The organism is Rhizobium leguminosarum bv. trifolii WSM2297, from assembly GCF_000271845.1.
On the sequence record NZ_JH719395.1, the window covers coordinates 965395 to 990360 of the forward strand.

Here is a 24966-nt window from a genome sequence, read left to right on the forward strand (position 1 = left end):
TCATTCAATGCTGCGACCGTAGCGGCAAAAGGTTTAAGATTGGTTCACCATGTTTCTTAAGCCTTTGTATGCCTTGCCGTTCCGCCTAAACCTTCGGCAGATGCGGCCGGATCATCTCGAAAACATCGCAGCCTTCGCTGTAATCCATGTATCCCATGCGGGCGACGGGCCGGGCGAGCGACATGTCGAGACGTCCATCCTTGACGATCGCCTCGTCGATGCGGATGCCGACCACCTCACCGAAGATAAGGACGTTTTCGGAAGGCGTGCCCGACAGCGTCTTCGGCTCGAGGATCTCGGTGACCTTGCATTCAAGCACCGCGAACGCCTCGCCGACATAGGGCGCGTCGATCAGTTCCGCCTGCTTGGGCGTCAGGCCGGCGAAATCGAATTCGCTGTTGCCGTAAGGCAGTGCCGCCGAGGACAGGTTCATTTTCTCGGCAAGATCACGGCTGACGAAATTGCAGGTGAAGACACCGGTCTCGGCCGCATTGCGCTGGCTGTCCTTGCGCCCGGCGGATGAAAACATCACCAGCTTCGGCCGGTCGGCAACGGCGTTGAAGAAGGAATAGGGCGCGAGATTGATGGAACCGTCCCTGCCCTTGCTGCCGATCCAGCCGATCGGGCGCGGCGACACGATCGCCTTGAACGGATCATGCGCCAGCCCGTGCCGGTTGCTGTCGGTGGTGTAGAACATCAGTCCTCCCCGCCGACCCAGGTCACGGTATCGGCAAGCTCCGGCCGCGGCCGTTCGATCGCCGGAAATGTCGTCGAGCCGATATGGATGAAACCCGCCACCTTTTCATCAGGCCCGACGCCGAGCAGCGGATAGGCGCGCTGGTCATAGGCAAACCACTCCGTCAGCCAGTTGGCGACATAACCGCTGGCATTGGCGGCGAGGATGACGTTGAAGCAGAGCGCGCCGGCCGACATCATCTGCTCCCATTCCGGGATCTTGATATGCGGCCCCGCCTTGCTGACGACGGCAACGACCACCGGCGCGCGGGTGAAACGGGCGCGCTCGACCTGGATCATCTCCTCGGAAAGCTCGGGCTTTGCCTCGAGCGCCAGCTTCAGAAGCTCCTCGCCAAGGTGGGCGCGGTGCTGTCCGCGATAGACGATGAAACGCCATGGCGCGATCTTGCCGTGATCGGGAACACGCGAGGCAAGACGCAGGATTTCCTCGATTTCGGCCTTTTCTGGGCCTGGTTCGCACATCTGGAAAGCGGGGATGGAGCGGCGCACGGCGAGGTAATCGATCAGCTTGATATCGGATTTCATTCGGGGAGAAACTCTCATTTTTATGCTGCTGCAAAGGGTGGGTCTTGAATTTGCCATCGCGTTGGTCTTGAAGTGGCCTTTGCGATTTCAGAAGTCAATCGGTTCACGAAACAGATGTTTGGCATTTCGCCTTTTGCACGCATCGGCCTTGCCATTGCCCTGACGATCCTGACGCCTCCAGGCGCCGGCGCCCAGGATGCCTTCAAGGAATTCAAGCAGCTTGAATCGACGCCGAAGATGCCGAAGCTCGATGCCTTCATCGCGCCCGGCACGGCGCCCGAAGGGGTCAAGCTGCGAGACGTCTCGATGGAAGCCAAGCTGACGGCGGACGGCACACCGGTCGAGGAAGGCCTGTCCTGGTATGTCTTCAGCCCGATCGCCGGAACCGACGGCAAGCTGCCGCTGATCGCCAGCGCCAAAGGCGGACCCGCTGCCTTCCAGCTCGCTCCCGGCGATTATTTCGTCAACGTCTCCTTCGGCCGAGCCGGGGTTACCAAGAAACTGACCATTCCGGCCGACGGCCAGGTCGACAAGCAGGTGATGGTGCTCGATGCCGGCGGCCTGCTGCTCAATGCCGTCTCCGGCACTGATGCCCGCATCCGCCCCGACCAGTTGAGCTTCTCGATCTATTCCTCGGAAGTGCGCGAGGACGGCGAGCGGGGCCTCGTCACGGCCGATGTCTCGCCGAACACCGTCGTCCGCCTCAATGCCGGCACCTACCACATCGTTTCCGAATATGGCAGCGTCAACGCCGTCATCCGCGCCGATATCCAGGTCGAAGCCGGCAAGCTGACCGAGGCGACGATCCAGCATCGCGCCGCGCAGGTCACCTTCAAGCTGGTCTCCGATGCCGGCGGCGAGGCGATCGCCGATACCGCATGGTCGATCCTGACGGCGGCCGGCGATAGCGTCGGCGAAAGCGTCAGCGCCTTCCCGACCATGGTTCTCGCCGAAGGCGGATATTCCGCCGTCGCCCGCAACAAGGACAAGATCTACCAGCGCGATTTCACCGTCGTTGCCGGCAGGAACACCGATGTCGAGGTCCTGATGAAGGATCAGCAGCCGCAGCCGCCGGTGAACGATGCGGCCCGTACGGTGCAGCAAGTGCCTGTGGGAACGCCGCCGCCTCCAGGTGTCCAGCCGGCTCCGGTGGCCCCGCTCCCCTCCTATGAACAGCTCGCGCCGCAGGGCGGCGACGACACCAGCCTCGATTGATCCTAGCGCGAGCGGTTTCGGTTCAGCAGAAACCTTTGACGGGCGCGCTTCGGCGGCGCCATCGAGAAGACGGCCTCATAGAGGCGGGCCAGCAGACCCTTGCGGTCGCTGCCGCTGCTCAACGCCTCCCAACTCTGCACTTTGCCGACATGCGCCGTGATCGTGCTGCCAGACAGCCGGCGGAATTCGCCGATCAGCAGCGACAGGCGCAGCGTCATCGATGCCAGGCTCGCCAGATGGAACAGCCGGCCGTTCTGACCCTCGAAATAGATTGGCAGAACGCTGGCATGCGTCGCCTGGATGAGTTTTGCCGCAAACATCTTCCAGGGCAGGTCCTCGGCGCGGCCGAAGCCCCGTCTGGCGGTCGCAACCCCGCCCGCCGGAAAAACGACGATAGTGGTGCCTTCCTTGAGCAGCCGCACCGCCTCGTTCCGGCTCTTCATGTTCATCGCCATTGCCTGCCTGGTTTCTTCGAAGGAAATCGGCAAGGAATAGCGCGCCATCTCGGGCATTTTCAAAAGGTCGTTGTGGATCAGCACCTTGAAGGGACGGCCGAGCTGTTCGGCAAGCGCCAGCACGGCAATGCCGTCGCCGATGCCGAAGGGGTGGTTGGCGACGATGACAATCGGTTCGGCTGGAACGGCTTCGAGCGGCCAGTTACCCTTGATGTCGACTGCGACGTCGATGAGATCGAGGGTCTTGGCGAACACCCGGTCGCTCTTGCCGACGATGTCGCTGCGCCAGGTCTCGTAGAGACTGACATAGCGATCGCGGCCCGAAAGTCCCTCGATCGAACGGATCAGCCAGCGCTTCAAGCGCGGATCCCCATCATTGGCATAGGATAGTTCTTTGAACCGCAATCCGGCATCGGGATGATCCCGCTCCCCGTTCGTGACGAGAATATTGCAGCTTCATATCAGATTTCCGACAGCGCCAGACCGGCGCTGTCGGATAGAGGCGTTCGTCAGGCAGCCGCCTTGGCTTTCTTTGCTTCGGCCTTGCGACGGAGGTCGGGCGGCGTCGCTTCGAGGGTCAGGCTGTCGACGGCGGCATCGAGCCCCATCGAAACCTGCTCCTGGCTGCCGAGGCGGCGGATGTTGACCGTGCGCTCCTCGGCTTCCTTCCTGCCGCAGACGATGATGACGGGCACCTTGGTGACCGAGTGTTCGCGGACCTTGTAGTTGATCTTCTCGTTGCGGAAATCGGTCTCGACGTTGAGGCCGGCCTCGCGCAGCGCCTCGGCCACCTCAAGCCCGTAGGCATCGGCTTCCGAGGTGATCGTCGCCACCACCACCTGCAGCGGCGAAACCCACAGCGGCAGATGGCCGGCGAAGTTTTCGATCAGGATACCGAGGAAGCGTTCCATCGAGCCACAGATGGCGCGATGGATCATCACCGGCTGCGTCTTTTCGGAGTTGCTGTCGATATAGAAGGCGCCGAAACGTTCCGGCAGATTGAAATCGACCTGCGTCGTGCCGCACTGCCATTCGCGGCCGATCGCATCCTTCAGCGTATATTCGAACTTCGGTCCGTAGAATGCGCCTTCGCCCGGCAGAATGCCGGTCTTGATGCGCCCATCGGACTGCGCCTCGATGGTTTTCAGCACGTCGGTCATGACGGCTTCGGCGCGATCCCAGAGTGCGTCGGAACCGACGCGCTTTTCCGGCCGGGTCGAAAGCTTGACGACGATTTCCTTGAAGCCGAAGTCTTCATAGACCGACAGAATGAGATCGTTGATTTTCAGGCACTCGGCGGCCATCTGCTCGTCGGTGCAGAAAATGTGCGCGTCGTCCTGGGTGAAACCGCGCACGCGCATCAGTCCGTGCAACGCGCCCGACGGCTCGTAGCGATGCACCAGGCCGAATTCGGCGAGGCGGATCGGCAGTTCGCGATAGGACTTCAAGCCATGCTTGAAGATCTGCACGTGGCCGGGGCAGTTCATCGGCTTCAGCGCAAAGACGCGGTTATCCGCTTCCTTGTCGTCCGGATGCGTCATCGCATGTGCCGATTTCACGGCGAACATGTTTTCCTGATACCAGCCCCAGTGACCCGAAGTTTCCCAGAGCGCGGTGTCGAGCACCTGCGGCGCGTTGACTTCTTCATAATCGACGGCGAGCCGGCGACGCATATAGGAGACGAGCGACTGAAAGATGCGCCAGCCCTTGCCGTGCCAGAAGACGACACCCGGGCCTTCTTCCTGGAAATGGAACAAGTCCATTTCGCGGCCGAGCTTGCGGTGGTCGCGCTTTTCGGCTTCCGCCAGCATATGCAGGTAGTTGTCGAGATCGGCCTGGTCGGCCCATGCCGTGCCGTAGATGCGCGACAGCATGGCGTTGTTGCTGTCGCCGCGCCAATAGGCGCCGGCAACCTTCATCAGCTTGAAGGCCGTGCCGATCTGGCCGGTGGAGGCCATATGCGGGCCGCGGCAAAGATCGAACCAGTCGCCCTGATGGTAGATCTTCAGATCCTGCCCTTCCGGGATCGCGTCGACGAGTTCGACCTTGTACTGCTCGCCCTTGGCGGCAAAAACCTCCTTGGCCTTCTCGCGCGACCATACCTGCTTGGTGAAAGCGGCGTTACGGGCGATGATCTCCTTCATCTTCTTTTCGATCTTCGGCAGATCGTCGGGCGTGAAGGGCTCGTTCTTGGCGAAGTCGTAATAGAAGCCGTTTTCGATGACCGGGCCGATCGTCACCTGCGTGCCGGGCCAGAGTTCCTGCACCGCTTCAGCCATGACGTGCGCAGCGTCATGGCGGATGAGTTCCAGCGCGCGGCCGTCCTTGCGGGTGATGATCTCGATCTTGCCATCTTTGACGGCATCGGAAAGGTCCTGCACAACGCCGTCGAGAGCAATGGCGACCGCGCTCTTGGCGAGCGACTTCGAAATGGATTCGGCGACATCCCTGCCGGTCGCGCCAGCTGGAAAGCTGCGCACGGAACCATCGGGAAATGTCAGGGAAATGGCGTCAGACATCAAAATTTCTCCTTGTCCAGTCCCGCCAACGAATGCGGGTGGTTGAAATGGAAGCGCCTCCGGTTTTCGGATGCGCTGCCGCCTGATACTCAGATTTGCCGCGGGAGTAAAGAAGCAGCCGGCCTACATGATCATTTGGGCGAGGCCGCACACGGTGTTCCAGTTGCGCATCGTGCCGACGCCTATGCGCTTGGTTGTCAGCGCCGAAAGCAGCTTGGACTGGCTCGGCTTGCCGGCGAAATCGATCCACAGATCGCCGCCGACGACGGCGATGCGCTGCCCCTCCGTCATCAGCGGTTTCAGCGCCTCCACCTTCTCCGGGTCGACCGGCAGGCGCATCACCCGGACGATGACCTGGTCGCCGCTGCCGTCCCTGAAGGGATTGGTGCCGCAAAGTGCCATCCAGGTGCAGTCGCTGCGCACGATGATATCGACATGTTTGCCGAATCTCTCTTCGAACCCCTCTTCCAGCGCGACCTCGAGTTCGTGCGGCCGCATTTCATCGGCCTCGAAGATGAGATTGCCCGTGGATACCAATGTGCGCGGTTCGCGATAGCCAAGATCTTTGGCAAGCGCGCGCAGATCTTCCATGATGACGCGGCGGTCGGGCGTCAGGACAATGCTGTGCAGAAGGGCGATGAAAGTGCTCATGGCGCGCTCAGCCTTTCTTCCGTCCGAGCGAGAGATACCGCCACAGCATCCACCAGCGGAAGTATTCGCCGAGCGTCTCCGGCACCTGGTCGAGGCCGCTGGTGCCGCCCGGGCCGCAGCGGCCGACGCGAAACAGCGTCATCCAGCCGCCGGCCCACAACCCGTGGCGGGCGATCGACTCGTAGCCATATTCGGAGCAGCTCGGTATATGGCGGCAGGAATTGCCGACAAAGCCCGACAGCGTCAGCTGATAGAGGCGGATGAAACCCATGCCGAGCAGGCGGTCGGGGGACTTGCGGAACGGCCCGGTATAGTTGCGCGAACTGCGTGCGGCCTTTTGGCGCGGCTTTTCAGGTCCGGCGGCGCCGCCGTCATCCTCATCGCCTGCCTGCAGGGCACAGAATTCGCACATCTTGGTTACGCCTCGACAACTTCCGCCCGTTTCGCCTCGATCTGGCCGATCGCATCGACGACGGCATCGAAGGTCAGCATCGTCGAGGCATGGCGGGCCTTGTAGTCGCGCACCGGCAGCAGATAACGCATGTCTTCGAACCGGCCTTCCGGGCCTGCCCCATCCGCCTTCAACATGGCAAGCATATCCCGGCGGGCCTGGCGCAATTCGCCCGATGTGGCGCCGACCACATGGCGGGCCATGATCGAGGAGGAGGCCTGGCCGAGCGCGCAGGCCTTCACGTCATGGGCAAAACCGGTGACGGTATCACCGTCCATCTTCAGCCAGATCGTGACCTTCGAGCCGCAAAGCTTCGAATAGGCCTGGGCGCTGGCATCGGCGTCAGGCAGCGTGCCGGTCAACGGAATATTGCCGGCGAATTCGAGGATCTTGCTGTTGTAGATGTCGTCCATGTTGGATTTCCGCTCCAAAATCGCTGCGGATCGGCCTCAATAAGGGCTGTTATTGTTATTGAAACAAAAAACACACCGTGTCATCTGAGGATACTTACATACGATGGCCGTATTCCTATATGTATGTCGTTCGAAGGCCATTAAAATGCAATGGCCTCGTGTAAGTTTGATTGGGAAACCGTGCCGGACGGGCGTTGAATGCGCCTCGAAAGCCCCGGAGCCTGCCAAAGGTGCATGAATTCCCGCATGGGATTGACCAGTGGCGATTCCGACAGATCGGTCCGCGGTGCGGACCAGGAGACCATTGTTCATGGACGCCATCGTAAAGAACTTTCCGCAGACGAACCGCGACTCCGATCGCCCCTCCCAGCAGGAGGCGGAGGAAGCCGTTCGCGTCCTGCTGCGCTGGGCCGGTGAGAACCCGACGCGCGAAGGCCTGATCGAAACGCCGGCTCGTGTCGTCAAATCCTACCGCGAGCTTTTTTCCGGTTACGACTTGGCGCCGGAAGACGTGCTCGGCCGCACCTTCGAAGAGGTCGCCGGCTATGACGACATGGTCCTCGTCAAGGACATTCCGTTCTTCTCGCATTGCGAACACCACATGGTGCCGATCATCGGCAAGGCTCACGTCGCCTACATGCCGGACGGGCGTGTGCTCGGCCTGTCGAAGATTGCCCGTGTCGTCGAGATCTATGGCCGCCGCCTGCAAACCCAGGAAACGATGACGGCGCAGATTGCCCGGGCAATCGACGATACGCTTAACCCGCGCGGTGTCGCGGTGATGATCGAGGCCGAACATATGTGCATGGCGATGCGCGGCGTTCAGAAGCAGGGCTCGACCACCTTGACGACCACCTTTACCGGAACGTTCAAGACCGAGCCGGCCGATCAGGCCCGTTTCATGACCATGGTGCGGAGCCGCTGATACCGGCTCCCTCAGGAGGGCCGCGATGAGCCAATTGATCTTCAGTCAACCATCCGAGGACAAGTCGGCGTTGGAAGACGCCGGCGATTTCACGCCGCGTTTCGACGACCGTGGCCTGATCACCGCGATCGTCACCGACGCCGGCGACGGCGAGCTGCTGATGGTGGCGCATATGAACGCCCAGGCCTTGGCACTGACCATTCAGACCGGCACGGCTCACTATTTCAGCCGTTCGCGCGGCAAGCTCTGGAAGAAGGGCGAGACCTCGGGCAATCTCCAGACGGTGAAGGAAATTCGCACCGATTGCGACCAGGACGCAATCTGGCTGAAGGTCGAGGTCGCCGGCCATGACGCCACCTGTCACACCGGCCGCCGCTCCTGCTTCTATAGGACCATCACGCTTCAGGATGGAAAGCCGATGCTCGATATCGTCGACGACGAGCGTCATTTCGATCCGCAGGACGTTTACGGAAAATAGCCTCGGAAATGGAGCCGGAATTTCCCGGGATCTGCTCCTTATTGCGCCAGAATCCGCCTCTATATACCATTTGGAAACTGATCGGGCACACTATCGGATACCATGTGTTCTGCTGGGAGGGGAGAGCGCCATGCTGAGCTGGAATTTGCATCGTCAAAGCTCTGAAGGCGAAGGCCCCGGTTCCGGCATGTCGACCACACTCGAGACCGTCCCACCCCCCGCACCCCTCAAGAAAATCAAGATCGCGCTGGCGCTCGGCGGCGGTGCGGCCCGCGGCTGGGCCCATATCGGCGTGCTGCGCGCCCTCGACGAGGCTAAGGTCGAGATCGGCATGATTGCCGGCACCTCGATCGGCGCGCTGGTCGGCGGCTGCTATCTCGCCGGAAAACTCGATGAACTCGAAACTTTCGCCCGCTCGCTGACCATGCGCCGCATCGCGAGCCTGCTCGATCTCACCATCGGCGGCAGCGGCCTGTTCGGCGGCATGCGGCTGACCAAGCGCATGCAGGAACATCTCGAAGGCCTGAACGTCGAGGATCTCGACCGGCCGTTCGTCGCCGTCGCTGCCGAGGTCAATACCGGTCACGAGGTGTGGATCGCCAATGGTTCGCTGATTACGGCGCTGCGCGCCTCCTATGCCCTGCCCGGCATTTTCGAGCCGGTGCGCAGCAATCACCGCACGCTGGTCGACGGCGCACTGGTCAATCCCGTCCCCGTCTCCGTCTGCCGCGCCTACGAGCAGCCGCTCGTTGTCGCCGTCAATCTCAATTACGATCTCTATGGCCGCTCGGCCGTCGTCCGGCACAATGCCAGCCTCTCGCCGCAGGAAGTGCAAAAGCAGGAAGAGGCGCCCTATGCCCGTCTCGGCATGACCGGCGTCATGGTGCAGGCTTTCAACATTATTCAGGACAGGATTGCCCGCGCCCGCCTTGCCGGCGACCCGCCGGACATTTCGCTGCAGCCGCGTCTGAGTTACATCGGCCTGTCGGAATTCCACCGGGCCGGCGAAGCGATCGAACGCGGCTATGAGGAAGCCAGGGCCAGGCTGCCCGAAATCAAACGCATGCAGGAAGTCTACGCCAGCCAACCCTGACGCTGTGTCCAAAAGCGCCCCGGCTTTAGGACAGCGATGTCAGCCCCACGAGGCCGGCGAACACCTCAGCCGGCGATATAGGCCTTGATCTCCTCGGCCTCGCGCTCGACTTCGGCGATGCGTGATTTCACCACGTCGCCGATCGAGATGATGCCGGAAAGCTTGCCGTTGCTTTCCACCGGCACGTGGCGGAAACGACGGCTGGTCATCAGTTCCATCAGCTCGTTGACGGTCGTCTCCTCATGGCAGCGGTAGACCTTCGCGGTCATGACCTGGGCGAGCGTCTGGTCGAGCCCGTCCTTGCCATATTTGGCGATCGCATGCACGAGATCGCGCTCGGTGAACATGCCGGAAATCCGGTTCTCCATGCCGACGACAACGATAGCGCCGATCTTTTTCTTGCTGAGGATGACCGCCGCTTCGGCGACGGTGGTGTTCGGCCCGGCGGTGAAAACGTCCCTGCCCTTCAGGTCGAGAATTGCTTTGACTGAACTGGTCATTCGAACCTCCTATGTCCGTGAAACACTTGTCACAGGCATCCGCGGCGGTTTCTCCCCCCATCGCGGATAGATCGAATGGTGCACTGCCCGGCTCAGGATTGCAACATATCCTTCTGCGTATCGGCGGCTTCCGTCACCGGTGGGCGCGGCGCCCGGTCGAACAGCGAAAACAGCAGGAAGCCGAAGACGAATCCGCCGATATGGGCGTCCCAGGCAATGGGCTGGTCGCTGTCGCCGACGAGAGGAATGCCGACGGCGATCAAGGCGTTGCCAACCAGCCAGAGCAGCATGAAGATGACGACGGTCCGGCTCTGCAGCGCCTCGGCGATCGAAAGCCGGGCGTTGAGATGCGCAGGCAGCATCGGCCGCCGTTCGGCCGGAAAGGCGAATCGGCAGGCAGCACCCATCAGCCCTGAGATGACGCCGGACGCGCCGATCAAAAGTGACACATCCCCCCAGTTCAAGACCGCGTGCAGGACGGCGGAGGCGACCGCCGAGAAAAGCCAGAAGAGCACGAAACGCAGCGTGCCGATGCGCCGCGCGACCGGGGCGCCGAAGGCCATCAGCCAGAAGCCGTTGAAGACGATATGCTGGACGCTGCCGTGCAGCAGCGAATAGGTAACGGGCGTCCAGAACAATTCCGGCCCCTGCTGCGACAGCGGAATGATATAGCGGGCGGGAACGAAGCCGAAGGTGAAGAACAGCCAGCTCAGCGCATCGTCGGAGAGCACGAGCTCCTGCACCGCATAAATGACGACAAGCAGACAAAGGCTGTAGAACAGCGCCGGTGGAAGGTTGAAGACCGGCACCCGCGGCGGCTTTGCCGGCGGCTGGACCTCGGGAGGTTCGGGCGCCTTATGCGGCTCGGCCGTCTGCTCATTCATTTCAATATAGCCTCGTTGAGGCCACAGCCATACAGGAGCACCTGTCAAAAAAAAAGCCGTCCGAAGTGCCGGACGGCATGCCGGGAGTTCAAGGAAAGACCTCGGCCCGGGTAGGTTGTGCTGAACTTCGAAAGTCGAAGCGATGACCGGACAGTGTCACGATAGGCACCGCATCTCAAAACCCTTTCTTAACCTTAACTGCCGCGAGTTGGCATGAAATCCGCAAGGTAGAGCCTGTAGGGGCAATGAGTGCCCGAAAATGACCCGGAATGGGACAGGTTGGTGAAAAATGCGTGTGCAAACGACCATCGAAATTTTTGACTACTGGAACCGTATCCGCGGCGCAGCCGATGCGCCGCTGAAATCGCAGGTCGAACCCTCCGCCGTGCCGCATCTGCTTCAAAGCCTCTTTATTCTCGAGACGTACGAGGCAGGTGAGATCGGCTTCCGCCTCGCCGGCACCCGCATCTGCGATCTGTTCGGGCGGGACCTGCGCGGCGCACGCTTCTCCTCACTCTGGGCAAACGGTCAGCACGCCGACATCGAACGCACGGCGATGGGCGTCATGGATCACGCCATGCCGGCCCTGTTCAATGCGACCGGCTACAGCACCGTCGGTCATCAGGCCTCCTTCGAAATCATCATGATGCCGCTGCGCTCGCCGGGCGGCGCCTGCGACCGGCTGCTCGGCGCGATCGCCCCCACGGCGGCTGCGAGCTGGCTGGAGATCGTGCCGCTCGAATTCCTGGCTCTCGACCGCAGCCGTCTGCTGCCCGGAAAATTCGCCAATGCTGAAGCCGCTGAACTTCGCCCCATTAACGAAATCGTCGCCAGCAAAAGCGCCGGTTTCGGGCAGGTCATGCGCCGAATGGTGTCGCAGCTGCTGACGAGCGCGGAGGCCCGCTGACCGTCCCGTTTCAGGACATCGGGCATACTCGTTTTCGGCTATATGAGAATGAGGCAAGACAACCTTCTGTTAATGGATTGCGGGTAATGATCGCACTCTCACATTTGACGAAGAAGCCTATTGATGCACTCGTTCCAGCCAGCTCAGACGCAACGACCTGCGCCGCGCCCTGAACAGGGCGTTTTTCAGCGTGTGCCCATCAATATGCAGGGCCGGCTGATGCTCGCCAATTACGAGGAGTTCGAGTGCATGGTGATCGACATGTCGCCTGGCGACATGTACGTCACCTGCCTTGGCCGGCCACGCGCCAACGAACGCGTCGTCGCCTATATCGATCATCTCGGCCGCGTCGAAGGTTATGTCCAGACCATCGATAGCCGCGGCTTCACCATGTCGATCAACGCCACCGAGCGGAAGCGAGAGAAGCTCGCCGCCCAGCTCACCTGGCTTGCCAACAAACATGAGCTCGGCCTGCCGGAAGATCGCCGTCATGACCGTCTGACGCCACGCGACACCGATACCGAACTGACGCTTGAGGACGGCACACGTTATACCTGCCGTATCATGGACTTGTCGCTATCGGGCGCCGCCGTCGACGTCGAGATGCGCCCCTCGATCGGAACCGCAGTGCGGCTCGGCAACATGCGCGGCCGCGTCGTACGCCATTTCGTCGAAGGTGTGGCGATCGAATTCCTGTCGATCCAGTCCCGCGAGACGCTGCGCGAATTCCTCTGAGAGACCGCTGATAGCGTGACCGTGGCGCGAATGCGCTTGCCGGGGCGCGCACCCGGTCAGGTCGCGTTGAAAAGCCTGGGTTTCACGGCAACAGATCAGCAAGAGGCAACGAATCCGGCTTTGGAAAGCAGGAGCGAAATCCTGTCGCAAGTCGTTCCAACCATTCAGCGATAATATTATGAGTCGAACAACCTGCGACAGGCAGAACGATGTCATCTCTCTATCCGGAAATCGAACCCTATGATCACGGCCTGCTCGACAGGGGCGACGGCAATCTGATCTATTGGGAGGCCTGCGGCAATCCGGCGGGCCGGCCGGCGCTGGTGCTGCATGGCGGACCCGGCTCCGGATGTACCACCACGGCGCGGCGTCATTTCGATCCTGACACCTACCGAATCATTCTGTTCGATCAGCGCAATTGCGGACGCAGTCTGCCGAGTGCTGCCGATCCAAAAACCGATCTCTCCCTCAACACCACCTGGCATCTCGTTGCCGATATCGAGCGGCTGCGGCTCTTCTTCGGCGTCGGTGCATGGCTAATTTTCGGCAATTCCTGGGGCTCGACCCTGGCCCTCGCCTATGCCGAAACCCATCCTGAGCGCGTCGCCGCGGTCGTCCTAGCAGGTGTGACCACCACAAGGCGATCGGAAGTCGACTGGCTCTATCGCGGCATGGCGCCGCTCTTCCCGGAAGAATGGCACCGTTTCCGCCACGCGGCTTCCTCAGGGAGCCCGGGGCAGGACCAAGACCAGGACATGGTTGCCGCCTATCATTCTCTCCTCAACCATCCGAACTTCGAGACGCGCCTGAAAGCGGCGCGCGACTGGCATGCCTGGGAAGCGGCGTCCATCCTGCTCGCCGATCCCCATGGGTTGCCGCGCCGCTGGGTCGATCCGGCCTATTTGCTGACGCGTGCCCGCATCATCACCCACTATTTTATCAATGGCGCCTGGCTGGAGGATGGCCAGCTTCTGAGCAACGCTGACCGGCTGACAGGTATTCCAGCGATCCTGCTGCAGGGCCGGTTCGATATCGAGGCGCCGCTGGTCACCGCCTGGGAACTGGCCCGCGCCTGGCCGCAAAGCGAGCTGCAGATTCTTCCGCATGCCGCCCATTCCACCGCAAATCCCGATATGAGCGCCGCGATCGTCGCCGCCACCGATCGATTTCGCTATCTCCATCAAAAATAATTTTGCCGCCGGAATCTGAGAATCCGAGCGATAGCCTGCTTCGCGCGGGTCGAATCGATCGATTCCGGCGGCATTGCCTGCACTTTGCGCGCCGCCGGACCGCAACCGGCCTTTACCCGGCTCAACGAAAATCCTTAACGCCCGGACGGCAATGCAAGCTTTTCGCGGGTGAAAGCCTTGTTGCGGGAATTACAATTTTAATCGATTTCGAGACAAATCCGCATCAAATTTTAGTCGCATTCGACTTGGTTTTTAGTCAGGTTTTATCGGCATTTGAATCAACTAAGCCTTTAATTCTATTGCGTAATTTTCCGTGAGATAAAAACGTCCGTGTCATTGTCGCCTCAACTTACAGGGAGACGGCAATGACAACTGCAAACATCCTGAAAGGCGGCCTTTTGGCCGGTGCCCTCATGATGGCAATGGCGGGTTCGGGACAAGCGATGCCCGCCAGCATGGCCTTGGCAGGTAATGCCAGCCCGCCGATCGGGCACTATGAATTCTGCAAGGCGAATCCGACGGAATGCGCCTTTGCAGGCGGCGATGCCGGGCCGGCCATCCTTACCGAGGATCGCTGGAAGGAAATCCTCAAGGTCAATTACACCGTCAATTCGACGATCCAGCCGGAGACCGATGAACAGATTTACGGCGTCGAAGAACGCTGGGCCTATCCCACAACTGCCGGCGACTGTGAGGATTATGCCCTGCTGAAGCGCAAGATGCTGATCGAAGACGGCTTCTCGCCGTCCGACACGCTGATCACTGTCGTGCTGCAGCCGAACGGCGAAGGCCATGCCGTGCTGACGGTCCGCACCGATCACGGCGACTTCATTCTCGACAACATGCGCAACAAGGTGCTGCTCTGGTCGGATACCGAATACACCTACCTGAAGCGTCAGTCTGCCGACAATCCGGCCCGCTGGTCGAAGCTCCAGGACGGCCGCGCTGTCGCGGTCGGTAGCGTCAAGTAACAGACTGCGGCCCGGTCAGTCCCCGCATTTCGTCCCGACCGGCGCCCCAAGAGCCGTTCCCGCTGTCCCGGGAACGGCTCACCCTTTTTGGGACAGGCTTTCGTTTCGTGCGGCCCACACAGCTGAAATCTTAGTGAATTATTAACCGTGCCGGTCTGATCATGCCAATCAGACTCATCATCGGCACCGGCGGCTCATGTTCCTCCTGCGGCGGACCGAAACACGAAGCACCGCCATGAGCCATGCCGCGCACAGCGCACCCGACGAACAGCCACTTTTTTCCATGGGCTTTCTCCTCCGCACAATGGCGGTGATATCAGTTCTTGCCGTGCTGACGGTTGCCATCAGCATCGGCGGCCGTTGGTTCGGACGGCATATCTCGCTGGCCGGCAATACCGACAGCACGGCTGAAATCACGCTGGCCATCGGCCGCGACACCGTGAAATTCCCAGAGAATGCCATCCGTTTCCCCAGTCAAAGGCATGACGGCGCGACTGAGCGTGTCGATCTCTACCTCGCCTGGCCTGAGATGCAGGGCTACGGCAAGGAAAACCATCTTCGATTCGACGATATCGGCCAATCCGCCGGTCTGATCTTCCTGCAGATTACCCAGAGCACTATGTCGCGGGATATGTCCGGGCGGCTGGAGCCGATCTATTCACACCTGCTCGAAGGGCCGGCCGAGCCCTTCCGTGAGGGTCTGACGCTGCACCGTCTTCGCGCCGACGCGGGTTACGGCGATGAGGTGCTGCTGACGGCACCCGTCAAGGGCGGACCGGACTACGTCGTGCGCTGCATCTTGCCGTCCGTGCCGGGCGAGTCGGCAAGCGGCGATTGTCAGCGCGATATCAAGGTCGGCAGGGATCTCAGCGTTCTCTACCGCTTCTCCAGCAGCCATCTTAACGACTGGGAACATATTGATGCCGCTATCCGCACCTTTGTGGAAGCGCGTCTTATGAACCGTTCTGCGACAAGTCCCTAAAATGCTTCCCGAACATCGAAATAAACGATTCATCATAAACGGATTGGTAACGCCCAATCGGTACATTCAAAAGACGGGCTGTGCTGCGGGAGGCGTGCCATCCCGGAGCCGAATATCCGAATGCTAAATATCTGAAATGCAAGCGAAGAGTGGAATAGTGTCTAGGTCAGTCTCCTCCGTATCATCGTCCCGATCCGGCAGCTTTTTTGCAAAGCTCATGGCGATTCTTTCGGTGGCCCTCACGGTCGTCCTGGTCGATTCGGTCAATGCCGAAGCGGAAGCGGCGAATTCGAAATATGCGGGCATCGTCGTCGACGCCAAGACCGGCAATGTTCTCTACAGCGAGAATGCCGATCGGCTGCAATATCCCGCCTCATTGACCAAGATGATGACCATCTACATGACGTTCGAGGCACTGGAGCAAGGTCGCATCCGTCTCGATACGCCGGTTCCCTTCTCCGCCCATGCGGCAGCCCAGGCGCCGACCAAGCTCGGTGTTCGCGCCGGCGGTACGATCACCGTCGAGCAGGGCATTCTCGGCCTCGTCACCCTGTCGGCCAATGATGCCGCAACCGCGCTTGGCGAAATGCTCGGCGGCGGCAGCGAGGATCGGTTCGCCCAGTTGATGACCGCCAAGGCGCATGCGCTCGGCATGACGCGCACCACTTATCGCAACGCCAACGGCCTGCCGAACACGGCACAGATGACGACGGCGCGTGACCAGGCCCGCCTCGGTATCGCCCTTCGCCAGCATTTCCCGCAATATTACGGCTATTTCTCCACTCGCGCCTTCAAGTTCGGCACCCGCACGATCCGCAGCCACAACCGCCTGGTCGGTTCAGTGCGCGGCGTCGACGGCATCAAGACGGGATATACCCGCGCCGCCGGCTTCAATCTGGTCAGCTCCGTGCAGGTCGACGGCAAGTCGATCGTCGGCGTCGTGCTCGGCGGCGCCTCGACGCCTGCCCGCGATGCCCAGATGCGCAATCTGATCGCCACCTATTTGCCGAAGGCATCGAGCCGCGGCGGATCGTCGGCACTGATCGCTCAGGCGGCCCCTGCCCCGGCGATGATCGAGACACCGGCTCCGGTCATGCCGCAGAAGGCTCAGCCGCAAGTGGCAAAGACGATCATCGCAGCGCAGCCGCCGGTGGCGGCAGCCGCTGCCGATCTCAGCCTGCCGCATAAAGGCCCGCTGCCGGATGCCCGCTATCAGGTCGCCGAGACCGAGGTCGCCTATACCGAGACCGCTCAGCCGAAATCGGACAATCCGCTGGTTGCTCAGCCGATGCCGGCGCCGACCAAGGTCAAGACCACGACCTTCAAAAAGCAGGCATCGCTCGCCGTTCCGAAGCCGGCACCCGCTTCCACGCAGCCGGAACCGGCCGATACGGCGGTTGACAACGTCACCACCGCTTCGACCACCCCGACCTCGGCCAAGGTCGCTTCAAGCAGCAACGGCCCTTCCGGCTGGGTCGTGCAGGTCGGCGTCTCGCCGAGCCGGCAGCTGGCCATGGATCTTCTGGAGAGCGCCAAAAGCAAGGGCGGCAAGGCGCTGGCCTCGGCAAAGCCTTTCGCCGTCGCCTATGCCGCCGGCGGTGACGAGCTTTACCGCGCCCGCTTCGGCGGTTTCGATGACCAGCGCGATGCGGTCAATGCCTGCAAGGCCTTGAAGAAGGCCGGCATCAAGTGCTGGGCGGCTGCCCAATGAGCTATTCGATGCTGCCAGCAAGATGGCCGGCGGCATCGGTAACGGCCGGAATCGGTGTTTGCGTTTCCGGCCATCGTTCTTGAACTCGATCAGTATTGCGTACGAGGAAAACAATGGCGATCAATGAGAATGTTCCGGGAATGCCTTCAGACCGCCGGATGACGGCCAAGGGGCGCTCTTCGCTGCATCCGTTGCACGAGGCGGCGATGCGCCTGGCCGAGATCGGCCTGCCGCGGCCGAAGGCGAAGTCTCCAAAGACCAGGGACCTCATCAATCTGCTGCTTTGCCATGGTGCCCGCGCCTGGCGCTATTCGCAACCCGAAGCCCGCATCCATCTGCATGTGACCTCGCAGGACGGCAGTGTGCCGGTGCAGCTGCGCCTGCGCTGATCGGCGGGCGCCCGCCTACAGAAAATCGGTTTTGATTTTTGGGACGCGCAAATTCAGGACAAGTGGGAAGCGGTTCTGCGCTTCCGTGAAAAGCTGAACCGCTCTACAGCAGGCCAAGCTCCGTCAGCTCGCGGCGAAGGTCCGCGGGCATTTCGACAATACCCGCCCCCAGGCTCATCAGGTCCCGCGGCACGTCGTCCTCAGTGTAATAACGCCAGCCCTGGAAGGGACGCTTCGGCTGCACAGCCGTCTCGATAACCTCCGGCCCGAGCATCAGGCGGCACCGCGAAATGCCCTCGCCGTCGGTGAAGGTCTCGATGCCGAGCAGCTTCTGCCGCGCCTGCACCTGCCCCTTGATCACCCAATAGAGCGAGCCGCCGTCGAGCAACTCCTCCATGCGTTTCGGCACCATGCGCGTCGTATGCACGGAATGCGGCTCGAGCCCGGCGGCGATGGCGCTGAGCGACCGCTCAGCCACCCATTCGCGCAGATCGTCTATCGAGTCGGCGCCGACACAGAGTTTGATGAGATGCAATGCCATGCCGCCGTTGAAATCCTTTTGGCGGCATGCGTCAAGCAAGAAGCATCAAGCGTCCACCAACTCAGCACTCGACGACATTGACGGCAAGGCCGCCGGTCGAGGTTTCCTTGTATTTCTCGCTCATGTCGTGGCCGGTCTGGCGCATCGTCTCGATGCAGGCGTCAAGCGGCACAAAATGCTGGCCGTCGCCCTTGACCGCGAGCGACGCCGCGGTGACCGCCTTGACCGCGCCGAGCGCGTTGCGCTCTATGCAGGGAACCTGCACCAAGCCGGCGACCGGGTCGCAGGTCATGCCGAGGTGATGTTCAAGCGCGATCTCGGCGGCGTTCTCGATCTGCTCCGGCGTGCCGCCCATGACGGCGGCAAGGCCCGCGGCCGCCATTGCCGCTGCCGAGCCGACTTCGCCCTGACAGCCGACCTCGGCGCCCGAGATCGAGGCATTGTGCTTGATGATGCCGCCGATGGCCGCGGCCGTCAGCAGATAATCGCGGATGCCGTTCTGATCCCAGTCCTCATGGAAATGCTCGTAGTAGCGGATCGTCGCCGGAATGACCCCGGCCGCACCGTTGGTCGGCGCCGTCACGACGCGCCCGCCGGCGGCATTCTCCTCATTGACGGCCATCGCATAGACGCTCAGCCAGTCATTGGCGAGCAGCGGGTTGACGCGGTTGCTGCGCCACTCCTCCTCCAGCTTATCGTGAATCCTGCGGGCGCGGCGCTTGACGTTGAGGCCGCCCGGCATGATGCCCTCGACCTTGAGGCCGCGCTCTATGCAGGAGCGCATTGCCTCCCAGATGCGGTCGAGCCCCTGATCAAGCTCCTCGCGGCTGCGCTGGCTCTCCTCGTTCGCCCGTTTCATCTGTGCGATCGACAGCCCGGAGCGCTCCGCCATATCGAGCATCTGTTTGGCGGTCGAAAAAGGATAGGGCACGCGCGTGCCGCCGGCGGCGTTCTTCTTCGCACGCATCTGCTCCAGCTCGGTGTCGGTAACGACGAAGCCGCCGCCGACAGAATAATAGATGCGCTTGACCAGCAGCCGGCCGTCCCGGTCAAAAGCGGAAAAGATCATGCCGTTGGCGTGGCCGGGCAGAGGCTGTTTCTTGTCGAAGATCAGGTCGGTCTTCGGCTGGAACTGATAGCCGGGATGCCCCTCCGGGGTGATACGGCCGGTGCGTTCCACCGTGTCGACGATGCCGTCCATCTTGTCGGGATCGACGCTGTCGGGCGCCTCGCCCATCAGACCGAGAATGACGGCCCTGCCCGTGCCGTGGCCGATTCCGGTATGGGCGAGCGAACCGTGCAGGCTGACCTTGATCGCCACGACCTGCGCGCCCGAAGACGGGCGCGGCCATTCGTCCGACAGAATCAGCTGGAGAAACCGGTTGGCGGCCGACATCGGGCCCATCGTGTGCGAGCTCGACGGCCCGACACCGATCTTGAAGACATCGAATACCGAGAGAAACATGGATGTGCCTTCTGATTACGAGGATGCAAACTTAAGCGACGCCGGTTTTCAATCCGTGCGGGCCACCGACATCGCATGCAGCCGGTGCGACATTGTGGCTGGACACTAAAACGATGAGGCCCACCTTACCAGTCATTGCAGCATTTCGATGCATATGTAAGGTGGCCGCACTTCATGCGGAGACTGAATCACTGATGACGACGGCGGACTATATCGCTCTGGCCTTCTTTGCCTGTGTCTGGATGGGCTATTCCTGGCTGCTGCATGGCCGCACCTTCTTCGGACGCACCAGCCTCACCCATGCGATGATCGAACGGCGGCGGGAATGGATCTACAATTCACTACGCCGCGACCTGAAGATGATCGACACGCAGATCATGGCAGGCCTGCAGAACGGCACCGCCTTCTTCGCTTCGACTTCGATCTTCGCGTTGGGCAGTTGCTTCGCCTTGCTTGGGGCGACGGAGAAGGTCGACGCCGTCTTCGCCGACCTGCCCTTCGTCTTCCATGGCGGCCATGCCGTCTTCGAGATGAAGGTCGGCGGGCTGGCAGCGCTTTTCGGCTATGCCTTCTTCAAGTTCGGCTGGTCCTACCGGCTGTTCAACTATTGCACCATCCTGTTCGGCTCGATCCCGATGCTGCGCGACGCCGAGGGCGACATGATCGCCGCGGAGCGAGCCGCCGAACGCGTTATCCGCATGAATGTCATTGCCGGCAGCAATTTCAACGAAGGCCTCAGGGCGATCTTCCTGTCGATCGGCTATCTCGGCTGGTTCATCAACCCCTATGTCTTCATGCTGACGACGGCGATCGTCATCTTCGTTTTGGCGCGGCGGCAATTCTTTTCGCAGGCACGGCTGGCGATCATGGATGCCGGCCCGCCATCGAATCTCACCCTTTCCGCTATTCGCCGCGACATGCCGTCGAAAGACGGACGTGATTTGCCCGGGGGACTATGATGACATTGCCGGCAATCGAAGCCGATGCGGCGGCAAGACCGCCGCGCATCGGCCTGTTGGACACGGCGCGCGGCGTCGCGCTGATCGCCATGGCGAGCTACCATTTCAGCTGGGACATGGAGTTCATGGGTTATCTCACGCCGGGCACGGCCGAGACCGGCTGGCTGAAGATCTATGCCCGGGCGATTGCCACGACCTTTCTCTTCATCGTCGGTATCAGCCTGGTGCTCTCGAGCAAGCCGGAGGTCCGCTGGCCTTCCTTCTGGAAGCGTTTCGGCATGATCGCCGCGGCGGCCGCCGTCATCTCGATCGCCACGCGCATCGCGATGCCGAACGAGTGGATCTATTTCGGCATCCTGCATTGCATCGCGGTGCTGACGCTGATTGGCGTCGTTTTTTTGAGGTTGCCGCTCGCCATCACGCTGATCGCCACGCTGGCGCTGCTTGCCGCCTGGATCACCGATAATTTCGGCCCACCCGGCCTGCTGCGGTCATCCTTCTTCGATCCCAGATACCTCGCCTGGATCGGCCTTGCCGTGACGCCGGAACGCTCCAACGATTACGTGCCGCTGTTTCCCTGGGCTACGCCCTTCTTCGTCGGGCTGAGCCTCGCCTCGATCGCCCTCGGAACCAGGCTGCCGCAGCGGCTCGCCGCCTTGGGCACCGGCTCCTGGTGGACGGCAAGGCTCGGCCGCCACAGCCTTGCCTTCTATCTCATTCACCAGCCAGTGCTAATCGGCATTGCTTACGGGCTTTCCCTTCTTGTTCCGCCGCCGCAGCCGGATCCAACAGAAACTTACCTAAGGCAATGCAACTCCACCTGCGTCATGCAGCAGGGCGAAGCGCTCTGCCGCAGCTTCTGCCAGTGCACGCTGGAGAAATTGCAGGCCCAAAGCCTGTTGAAACAGCTGCAGGCAAACGAGATCGACGTACAGAACGATGAACGGGTCCAGACGATCGCCGCCGAATGCAGCGCCGAGGCGGAATAACAGGTCGGCTCAGGTGGTGACGCCGATTTCTGCGAGGCGGCCGAGGCAGGCCTCTTCGATATTGTCGAGTTCCACCAGCGTGTCGTCGATATCCTTGCGCTTCTGGCGCAGGTCGTCACGCTTCTCGTCGACGCGCTTCATCAGCAGCTTCAACTGACCGAGCTCACCCGGCGGTTCCTTATAGACCTGGATGATCTCGCGGATCTCCGCAATGGTGAAACCGATGCGCCTGCCGCGGAGGATTTCCCCAATGAGCCGTCGGTCGGCCTGCCGGAAGAGACGGGTGCGCCCGCGCCGCTCCGGATGGATCAGTCCCTCGTCCTCGTAGAAGCGGAGCGTGCGCGTCGAGACACCGAATTCGCGCGTCAGCTCCGTTATGCTATAATATTTGTTCACCAGCATGTGTTCCCCGTCATGAACCGGCAATAATATTGACTTTTACGTAATAGTCAATTTTGACAGCCGCTCAGATACCGAACCACCATGTGGCGATGCCGAGAAAGGCGAAAAAGCCGGTACAGTCGGTCACCGTCGTCACGAAGACAGACGAGGCGATCGCCGGGTCGGCCCCGACCTTATCGAGCAACAGCGGCAGCAGGATGCCGGCCAGGGCTGCCGCCATCAGGTTGATGATCATCGCCGCCGCGATCACCCCGCCGAGCTGGTAGTCGTGAAACCACATGCCGGCAATTGCACCCATGATCGTCGCGAAGATGATGCCGTTGAGGATGCCGACGCCGGCCTCCCTGCGAATAATGCGGCCGGCATTGTAGATGTCGAGATCCCGCGTGGCGAGCGCCCGCACCGTCACCGTCATCGTCTGCGTGCCGGCATTGCCGCCCATCGAGGCGACGATCGGCATCAGCACGGCAAGCGCGATCATCTTCTCGATCGAGGCGTCGAACAGGCCGATGACGCTCGCCGACAGCATCGCCGTGCCGAGATTGATCAAAAGCCAGAGGAATCGCGAACGCGCCGTCGACAGCACATTGTCCGACAGCTCTTCGTCGCCGACACCGCCGAGGCGCTTGATATCCTCGTCCGCCTCCTCATGGATGACGTCGACGACGTCGTCGATGGTCAGCACGCCCACCAGCCGGCCGTTCTCGTCGACGACGGCGGCCGAGAGAAGGTCGTACTGCTCGAAGAGCTGGGCGGCCTCCTCCTGGTCCATCTCGGCCGGGACCGGATGGTTGGTCTCGCGCATGATCTGCTCGATCTTCGTCTGCCGCTTGGTGCGCAGGATCTGGTCGAGATCGACGGCGCCGAGCAGTTTGAAGGTCGGATCGATGACGAAGATCTGCGAGAAGGAATAGGGAAGATCCTCCTCGTCGCGCATATAGTCGATTGTCTGTCCCACCGTCCAGAACGGCGGCACGGCGACGAATTCCGTCTGCATGCGGCGCCCGGCCGAACTTTCGGGATAGTCGAGCGCCCGGCGCAGCCGGACCCGCTCGGTGAACGGCAGTTGCGCCAGGATCTCTTCCCGGTCTTCCTTGTCGAGATCTTCGAGAATGTAGACGGCGTCGTCCGAATCGAGTTCGCCGATCGCGGCGGCGATCTGCTCGTTCGGCATCTGGTCGACGATCTCGCGGCGGATCGCCTCATCGACCTCGGTCAGCGCCGTCATGTCGAAATCGTCGCCGAGCAGGCGCACCAGCGCCAGCCGCTGATCCGGCTGGATCGCTTCCAGCAGGTCGCCTATTTCGGATTCATGCAGGCGGGCAACGTTCTGGCGCAGGAACAGCGTGTCGCGGTCGGCGATCGCGGCGCCGACCAGCGCCAGGAAATCGCTGCGGACATTGCCGTCTTCGTCGTAGATATCGGCTTCCTCGTCCTCGGGACGCCTGCGGATGCGCTCTTCGCCATCGGTCGTCGTCATCTGCCGCCCTCGCATCTGGTTCGAATTTCAACGACTACAGCGCCGCATTCGCGAATGTCGGCGGAAAACATATTGTCAACAAGCAGATAAGCAAATTCCCGCGCGAGGTTCCCGCCGTCGGAATTTATCGCTCCTGCTAGCCCAAAGCATCCCTGCCGTAAAGCAGCAAACCTGCCGCTGGATGACAATGCCCGCGGCCGGCGATAGTTTCGCCGCGCATCCGAGCCGAGGAACGCCGCCCCATGCCCATTCGCCCGATCCTGCGTTTTCCGCATCCTGGTCTGAAGACCGTCTGCGCTCCGGTGACAATCTTCGATTCGTCGCTCGCCGAGCTTGCCGACGACCTGTTGGCGACGATGCGCGCCGCCCCCGGCGTCGGCATCACCGCCGCTCATATCGGCGTCTTCAGCCGGGTGACGGTGCTGGAGCTCGACAAATCGGATGGCGTGCGCCTCTACGTCAACCCGGAGATCACCTGGTTTTCGAAGGAGACGATGACCCATGCCGAAGGCAGCGTCTCGATGCCGGGAGCGACCGACGAAGTCACGCGGCCGCGATCGATCCGTTTCCGCTATCAGGACGCCGAGGGCAGCATGCATGAGGACATCGCCGACGGTTTCCTCGCCATCTGCATCCAGCATGAAGTCGACCAGCTCGACGGCATTTTCTGGCTGCAGCGCCTCTCGCGGCTGAAGCGCGACCGGCTCGTGAAAAAATGGGAGAAGGCCGAGAGCTGATAATTCGAGCTGACAATCCGGGCTGACAAATCGCCCCCGCACCGAACCATTCGCCGCTACCGACGTTTCCAGCCAGAGAACAAGGAGCGACTGCAATGGCAAGGATCGGTGACAAGACCCAGTTTTCCAGGGAAAAGCCTGAGCTTTCCCGTGAAGAAGATTATCGCGACCTCGAGGAACGCAATCTCGACGACGGCTGGCCCTATGCCGACGGTACCGGCGCCGACCCGGCCAACCGCCCTTATGGCGAGACGGTGGGAAATTTCGACAGCGACCCCAATAAGGGCTTCCGGATCGACGGCACGGATGCAGACGGCAACGAGAACCGCCTGAAGGATTCGCTACGCGCCGATACCATCGACCGCGATGAAAGCGACGACCTCGAAGCACGGGTGAACGATCATCTCGAAACCATCCCGGATGTCGACATGGACAGCATCGAGGTTCATGCGGACGGGCACGTCATCACCCTGGAAGGCTCGGTGGAGACGATCGGCATCGCCCGGAAGGTCGAGCTCAGCGCGCTTTCGGTCGACGGCGTCCGTCATGTCCGCAACAAACTGCAGTTGACCGGGGTCGACGCCCATATCCCGAACGAAGACTGATTCACGTACAGATACGGACAGTCGGCGGAGGGCGCCAA

General features: G+C 61.5%; 28 protein-coding genes. 15 read left to right on the forward strand and 13 right to left on the reverse strand.

All coding sequences use genetic code 11. The features are described 5' to 3' along the window. Positions 1-85 precede the first annotated feature (85 nt). On the reverse strand, positions 86-697 hold the full coding sequence (locus RLEG4DRAFT_RS19955) for a flavin reductase family protein (protein WP_003579387.1): 612 nt from the start codon (positions 695-697) through the stop codon (positions 86-88). Then, the gene (locus tag RLEG4DRAFT_RS19960) at positions 697-1281 is read right to left on the reverse strand and encodes a nitroreductase family protein (protein ID WP_003579388.1); all 585 of its coding nucleotides are present in this window, start codon (positions 1279-1281) and stop codon (positions 697-699) included. The genes RLEG4DRAFT_RS19955 and RLEG4DRAFT_RS19960 overlap by 1 nt, the downstream gene beginning before the upstream one ends. 114 nt (positions 1282-1395) lie before the next feature. On the opposite strand from RLEG4DRAFT_RS19960, the gene RLEG4DRAFT_RS19965 reads away from it, so the two are divergent. Further along, the gene (locus RLEG4DRAFT_RS19965) at positions 1396-2496 is read left to right on the forward strand and encodes a hypothetical protein (protein WP_003579390.1); all 1101 of its coding nucleotides are present in this window, start codon (positions 1396-1398) and stop codon (positions 2494-2496) included. Between the two features lie 2 nt (positions 2497-2498). Here the strand turns inward: RLEG4DRAFT_RS19965 and RLEG4DRAFT_RS19970 are convergent, their stop codons facing one another. The 5 genes from RLEG4DRAFT_RS19970 to RLEG4DRAFT_RS19990 all read right to left on the reverse strand — a co-directional run bounded on the left by RLEG4DRAFT_RS19970 (position 2499) and on the right by RLEG4DRAFT_RS19990 (position 6985). Continuing rightward, positions 2499-3356, reverse strand: a complete 858-nt coding sequence (locus RLEG4DRAFT_RS19970) for a lysophospholipid acyltransferase family protein (protein ID WP_003579392.1) — start codon at positions 3354-3356, stop codon at positions 2499-2501. Between the two features lie 104 nt (positions 3357-3460). Then, positions 3461-5470, reverse strand: coding sequence for a threonine--tRNA ligase (thrS, locus tag RLEG4DRAFT_RS19975; protein ID WP_003579394.1), 2010 nt, complete (start codon positions 5468-5470; stop codon positions 3461-3463). Positions 5471-5593: 123 nt separating this feature from the next. Further along, positions 5594-6121, reverse strand: a complete 528-nt coding sequence (locus RLEG4DRAFT_RS19980) for a DUF1697 domain-containing protein (protein WP_003579396.1) — start codon at positions 6119-6121, stop codon at positions 5594-5596. Between the two features lie 7 nt (positions 6122-6128). Further along, positions 6129-6533: a membrane protein insertion efficiency factor YidD gene (yidD, locus tag RLEG4DRAFT_RS19985; RefSeq protein WP_003579398.1), complete on the reverse strand. Its 405-nt coding sequence runs from the start codon at positions 6531-6533 to the stop codon at positions 6129-6131. Between the two features lie 5 nt (positions 6534-6538). After that, positions 6539-6985, reverse strand: a complete 447-nt coding sequence (locus RLEG4DRAFT_RS19990) for an iron-sulfur cluster assembly scaffold protein (protein ID WP_003579400.1) — start codon at positions 6983-6985, stop codon at positions 6539-6541. 310 nt (positions 6986-7295) lie between these two features. Here RLEG4DRAFT_RS19990 and folE point away from each other — a divergent pair, with 310 nt between their 5' ends. The 3 genes from folE to RLEG4DRAFT_RS20005 all read left to right on the forward strand — a co-directional run bounded on the left by folE (position 7296) and on the right by RLEG4DRAFT_RS20005 (position 9481). Continuing rightward, complete coding sequence (gene folE, locus RLEG4DRAFT_RS19995) at positions 7296-7910, forward strand: GTP cyclohydrolase I FolE (protein WP_003579402.1); 615 nt, start codon at positions 7296-7298, stop codon at positions 7908-7910. A gap of 25 nt (positions 7911-7935) precedes the next feature. Then, positions 7936-8388 carry a phosphoribosyl-AMP cyclohydrolase gene (hisI, locus tag RLEG4DRAFT_RS20000; protein WP_003579404.1) on the forward strand — a complete coding sequence of 151 codons (453 nt, stop codon included), beginning with the start codon at positions 7936-7938 and terminating at the stop codon, positions 8386-8388. Between the two features lie 130 nt (positions 8389-8518). Beyond that, entirely contained in the window at positions 8519-9481 is a 963-nt protein-coding gene (locus RLEG4DRAFT_RS20005; RefSeq protein ID WP_003579406.1) for a patatin-like phospholipase family protein, read from the forward strand. 65 nt (positions 9482-9546) lie between these two features. On the opposite strand, the gene RLEG4DRAFT_RS20010 is transcribed toward RLEG4DRAFT_RS20005, so the two are convergent. Next, positions 9547-9981: a CBS domain-containing protein gene (locus tag RLEG4DRAFT_RS20010; RefSeq protein WP_003579408.1), complete on the reverse strand. Its 435-nt coding sequence runs from the start codon at positions 9979-9981 to the stop codon at positions 9547-9549. Positions 9982-10073: 92 nt separating this feature from the next. After that, positions 10074-10865: a rhomboid family intramembrane serine protease gene (locus tag RLEG4DRAFT_RS20015; RefSeq protein ID WP_003579410.1), complete on the reverse strand. Its 792-nt coding sequence runs from the start codon at positions 10863-10865 to the stop codon at positions 10074-10076. 289 nt (positions 10866-11154) lie between these two features. Here RLEG4DRAFT_RS20015 and RLEG4DRAFT_RS20020 point away from each other — a divergent pair, with 289 nt between their 5' ends. The 7 genes from RLEG4DRAFT_RS20020 (at position 11155) to RLEG4DRAFT_RS20050 (ending at position 17750) form a co-directional block, all read left to right on the forward strand. After that, positions 11155-11772: a PAS domain-containing protein gene (locus RLEG4DRAFT_RS20020; protein WP_003579412.1), complete on the forward strand. Its 618-nt coding sequence runs from the start codon at positions 11155-11157 to the stop codon at positions 11770-11772. 123 nt (positions 11773-11895) lie between these two features. Next, complete coding sequence (locus RLEG4DRAFT_RS20025; protein WP_003579413.1) at positions 11896-12507, forward strand: PilZ domain-containing protein; 612 nt, start codon at positions 11896-11898, stop codon at positions 12505-12507. Positions 12508-12716: 209 nt separating this feature from the next. Further along, positions 12717-13697, forward strand: a complete 981-nt coding sequence (pip, locus tag RLEG4DRAFT_RS20030) for a prolyl aminopeptidase (protein WP_003579415.1) — start codon at positions 12717-12719, stop codon at positions 13695-13697. A gap of 365 nt (positions 13698-14062) precedes the next feature. Beyond that, positions 14063-14668, forward strand: a complete 606-nt coding sequence (locus RLEG4DRAFT_RS20035) for a transglutaminase-like cysteine peptidase (RefSeq protein ID WP_003579417.1) — start codon at positions 14063-14065, stop codon at positions 14666-14668. A gap of 196 nt (positions 14669-14864) precedes the next feature. Continuing rightward, positions 14865-15650: a hypothetical protein gene (locus tag RLEG4DRAFT_RS20040; protein WP_003579419.1), complete on the forward strand. Its 786-nt coding sequence runs from the start codon at positions 14865-14867 to the stop codon at positions 15648-15650. Positions 15651-15786: 136 nt separating this feature from the next. Next, the gene (locus tag RLEG4DRAFT_RS20045; protein WP_037093889.1) at positions 15787-17361 is read left to right on the forward strand and encodes a D-alanyl-D-alanine carboxypeptidase; all 1575 of its coding nucleotides are present in this window, start codon (positions 15787-15789) and stop codon (positions 17359-17361) included. Positions 17362-17474: 113 nt separating this feature from the next. Next, a complete protein-coding gene (locus RLEG4DRAFT_RS20050; protein ID WP_003572970.1) occupies positions 17475-17750 on the forward strand; it encodes a hypothetical protein in 276 nt (91 codons plus the stop codon). 103 nt (positions 17751-17853) lie between these two features. Here the strand turns inward: RLEG4DRAFT_RS20050 and RLEG4DRAFT_RS20055 are convergent, their stop codons facing one another. Next, positions 17854-18291, reverse strand: a complete 438-nt coding sequence (locus tag RLEG4DRAFT_RS20055) for a DUF1489 family protein (protein WP_003579422.1) — start codon at positions 18289-18291, stop codon at positions 17854-17856. Positions 18292-18352: 61 nt separating this feature from the next. After that, complete coding sequence (locus tag RLEG4DRAFT_RS20060; RefSeq protein ID WP_003579425.1) at positions 18353-19756, reverse strand: L-serine ammonia-lyase; 1404 nt, start codon at positions 19754-19756, stop codon at positions 18353-18355. A gap of 194 nt (positions 19757-19950) precedes the next feature. Between RLEG4DRAFT_RS20060 and RLEG4DRAFT_RS20065 the strand changes: the two genes are divergently transcribed. After that, positions 19951-20715, forward strand: a complete 765-nt coding sequence (locus tag RLEG4DRAFT_RS20065) for a DUF599 domain-containing protein (RefSeq protein WP_003579427.1) — start codon at positions 19951-19953, stop codon at positions 20713-20715. Continuing rightward, positions 20715-21704, forward strand: coding sequence for a heparan-alpha-glucosaminide N-acetyltransferase (locus RLEG4DRAFT_RS20070; RefSeq protein ID WP_003579429.1), 990 nt, complete (start codon positions 20715-20717; stop codon positions 21702-21704). Before RLEG4DRAFT_RS20065 ends, RLEG4DRAFT_RS20070 begins: the two co-directional genes overlap by 1 nt. Before the next feature lie 9 nt (positions 21705-21713). On the opposite strand, the gene RLEG4DRAFT_RS20075 is transcribed toward RLEG4DRAFT_RS20070, so the two are convergent. Together RLEG4DRAFT_RS20075 and mgtE are read right to left on the reverse strand one after the other, a co-directional pair. Beyond that, positions 21714-22106, reverse strand: coding sequence for a MerR family transcriptional regulator (locus RLEG4DRAFT_RS20075; RefSeq protein WP_037073057.1), 393 nt, complete (start codon positions 22104-22106; stop codon positions 21714-21716). 64 nt (positions 22107-22170) lie between these two features. Beyond that, positions 22171-23586, reverse strand: a complete 1416-nt coding sequence (gene mgtE, locus RLEG4DRAFT_RS20080) for a magnesium transporter (protein WP_003579431.1) — start codon at positions 23584-23586, stop codon at positions 22171-22173. Positions 23587-23828: 242 nt separating this feature from the next. Between mgtE and RLEG4DRAFT_RS20085 the strand changes: the two genes are divergently transcribed. Both RLEG4DRAFT_RS20085 and RLEG4DRAFT_RS20090 read left to right on the forward strand, forming a co-directional pair. Then, complete coding sequence (locus RLEG4DRAFT_RS20085; RefSeq protein WP_003579434.1) at positions 23829-24323, forward strand: peptide deformylase; 495 nt, start codon at positions 23829-23831, stop codon at positions 24321-24323. A gap of 95 nt (positions 24324-24418) precedes the next feature. After that, on the forward strand, positions 24419-24928 hold the full coding sequence (locus RLEG4DRAFT_RS20090; RefSeq protein WP_003579436.1) for a BON domain-containing protein: 510 nt from the start codon (positions 24419-24421) through the stop codon (positions 24926-24928). Positions 24929-24966 lie beyond the last annotated feature (38 nt).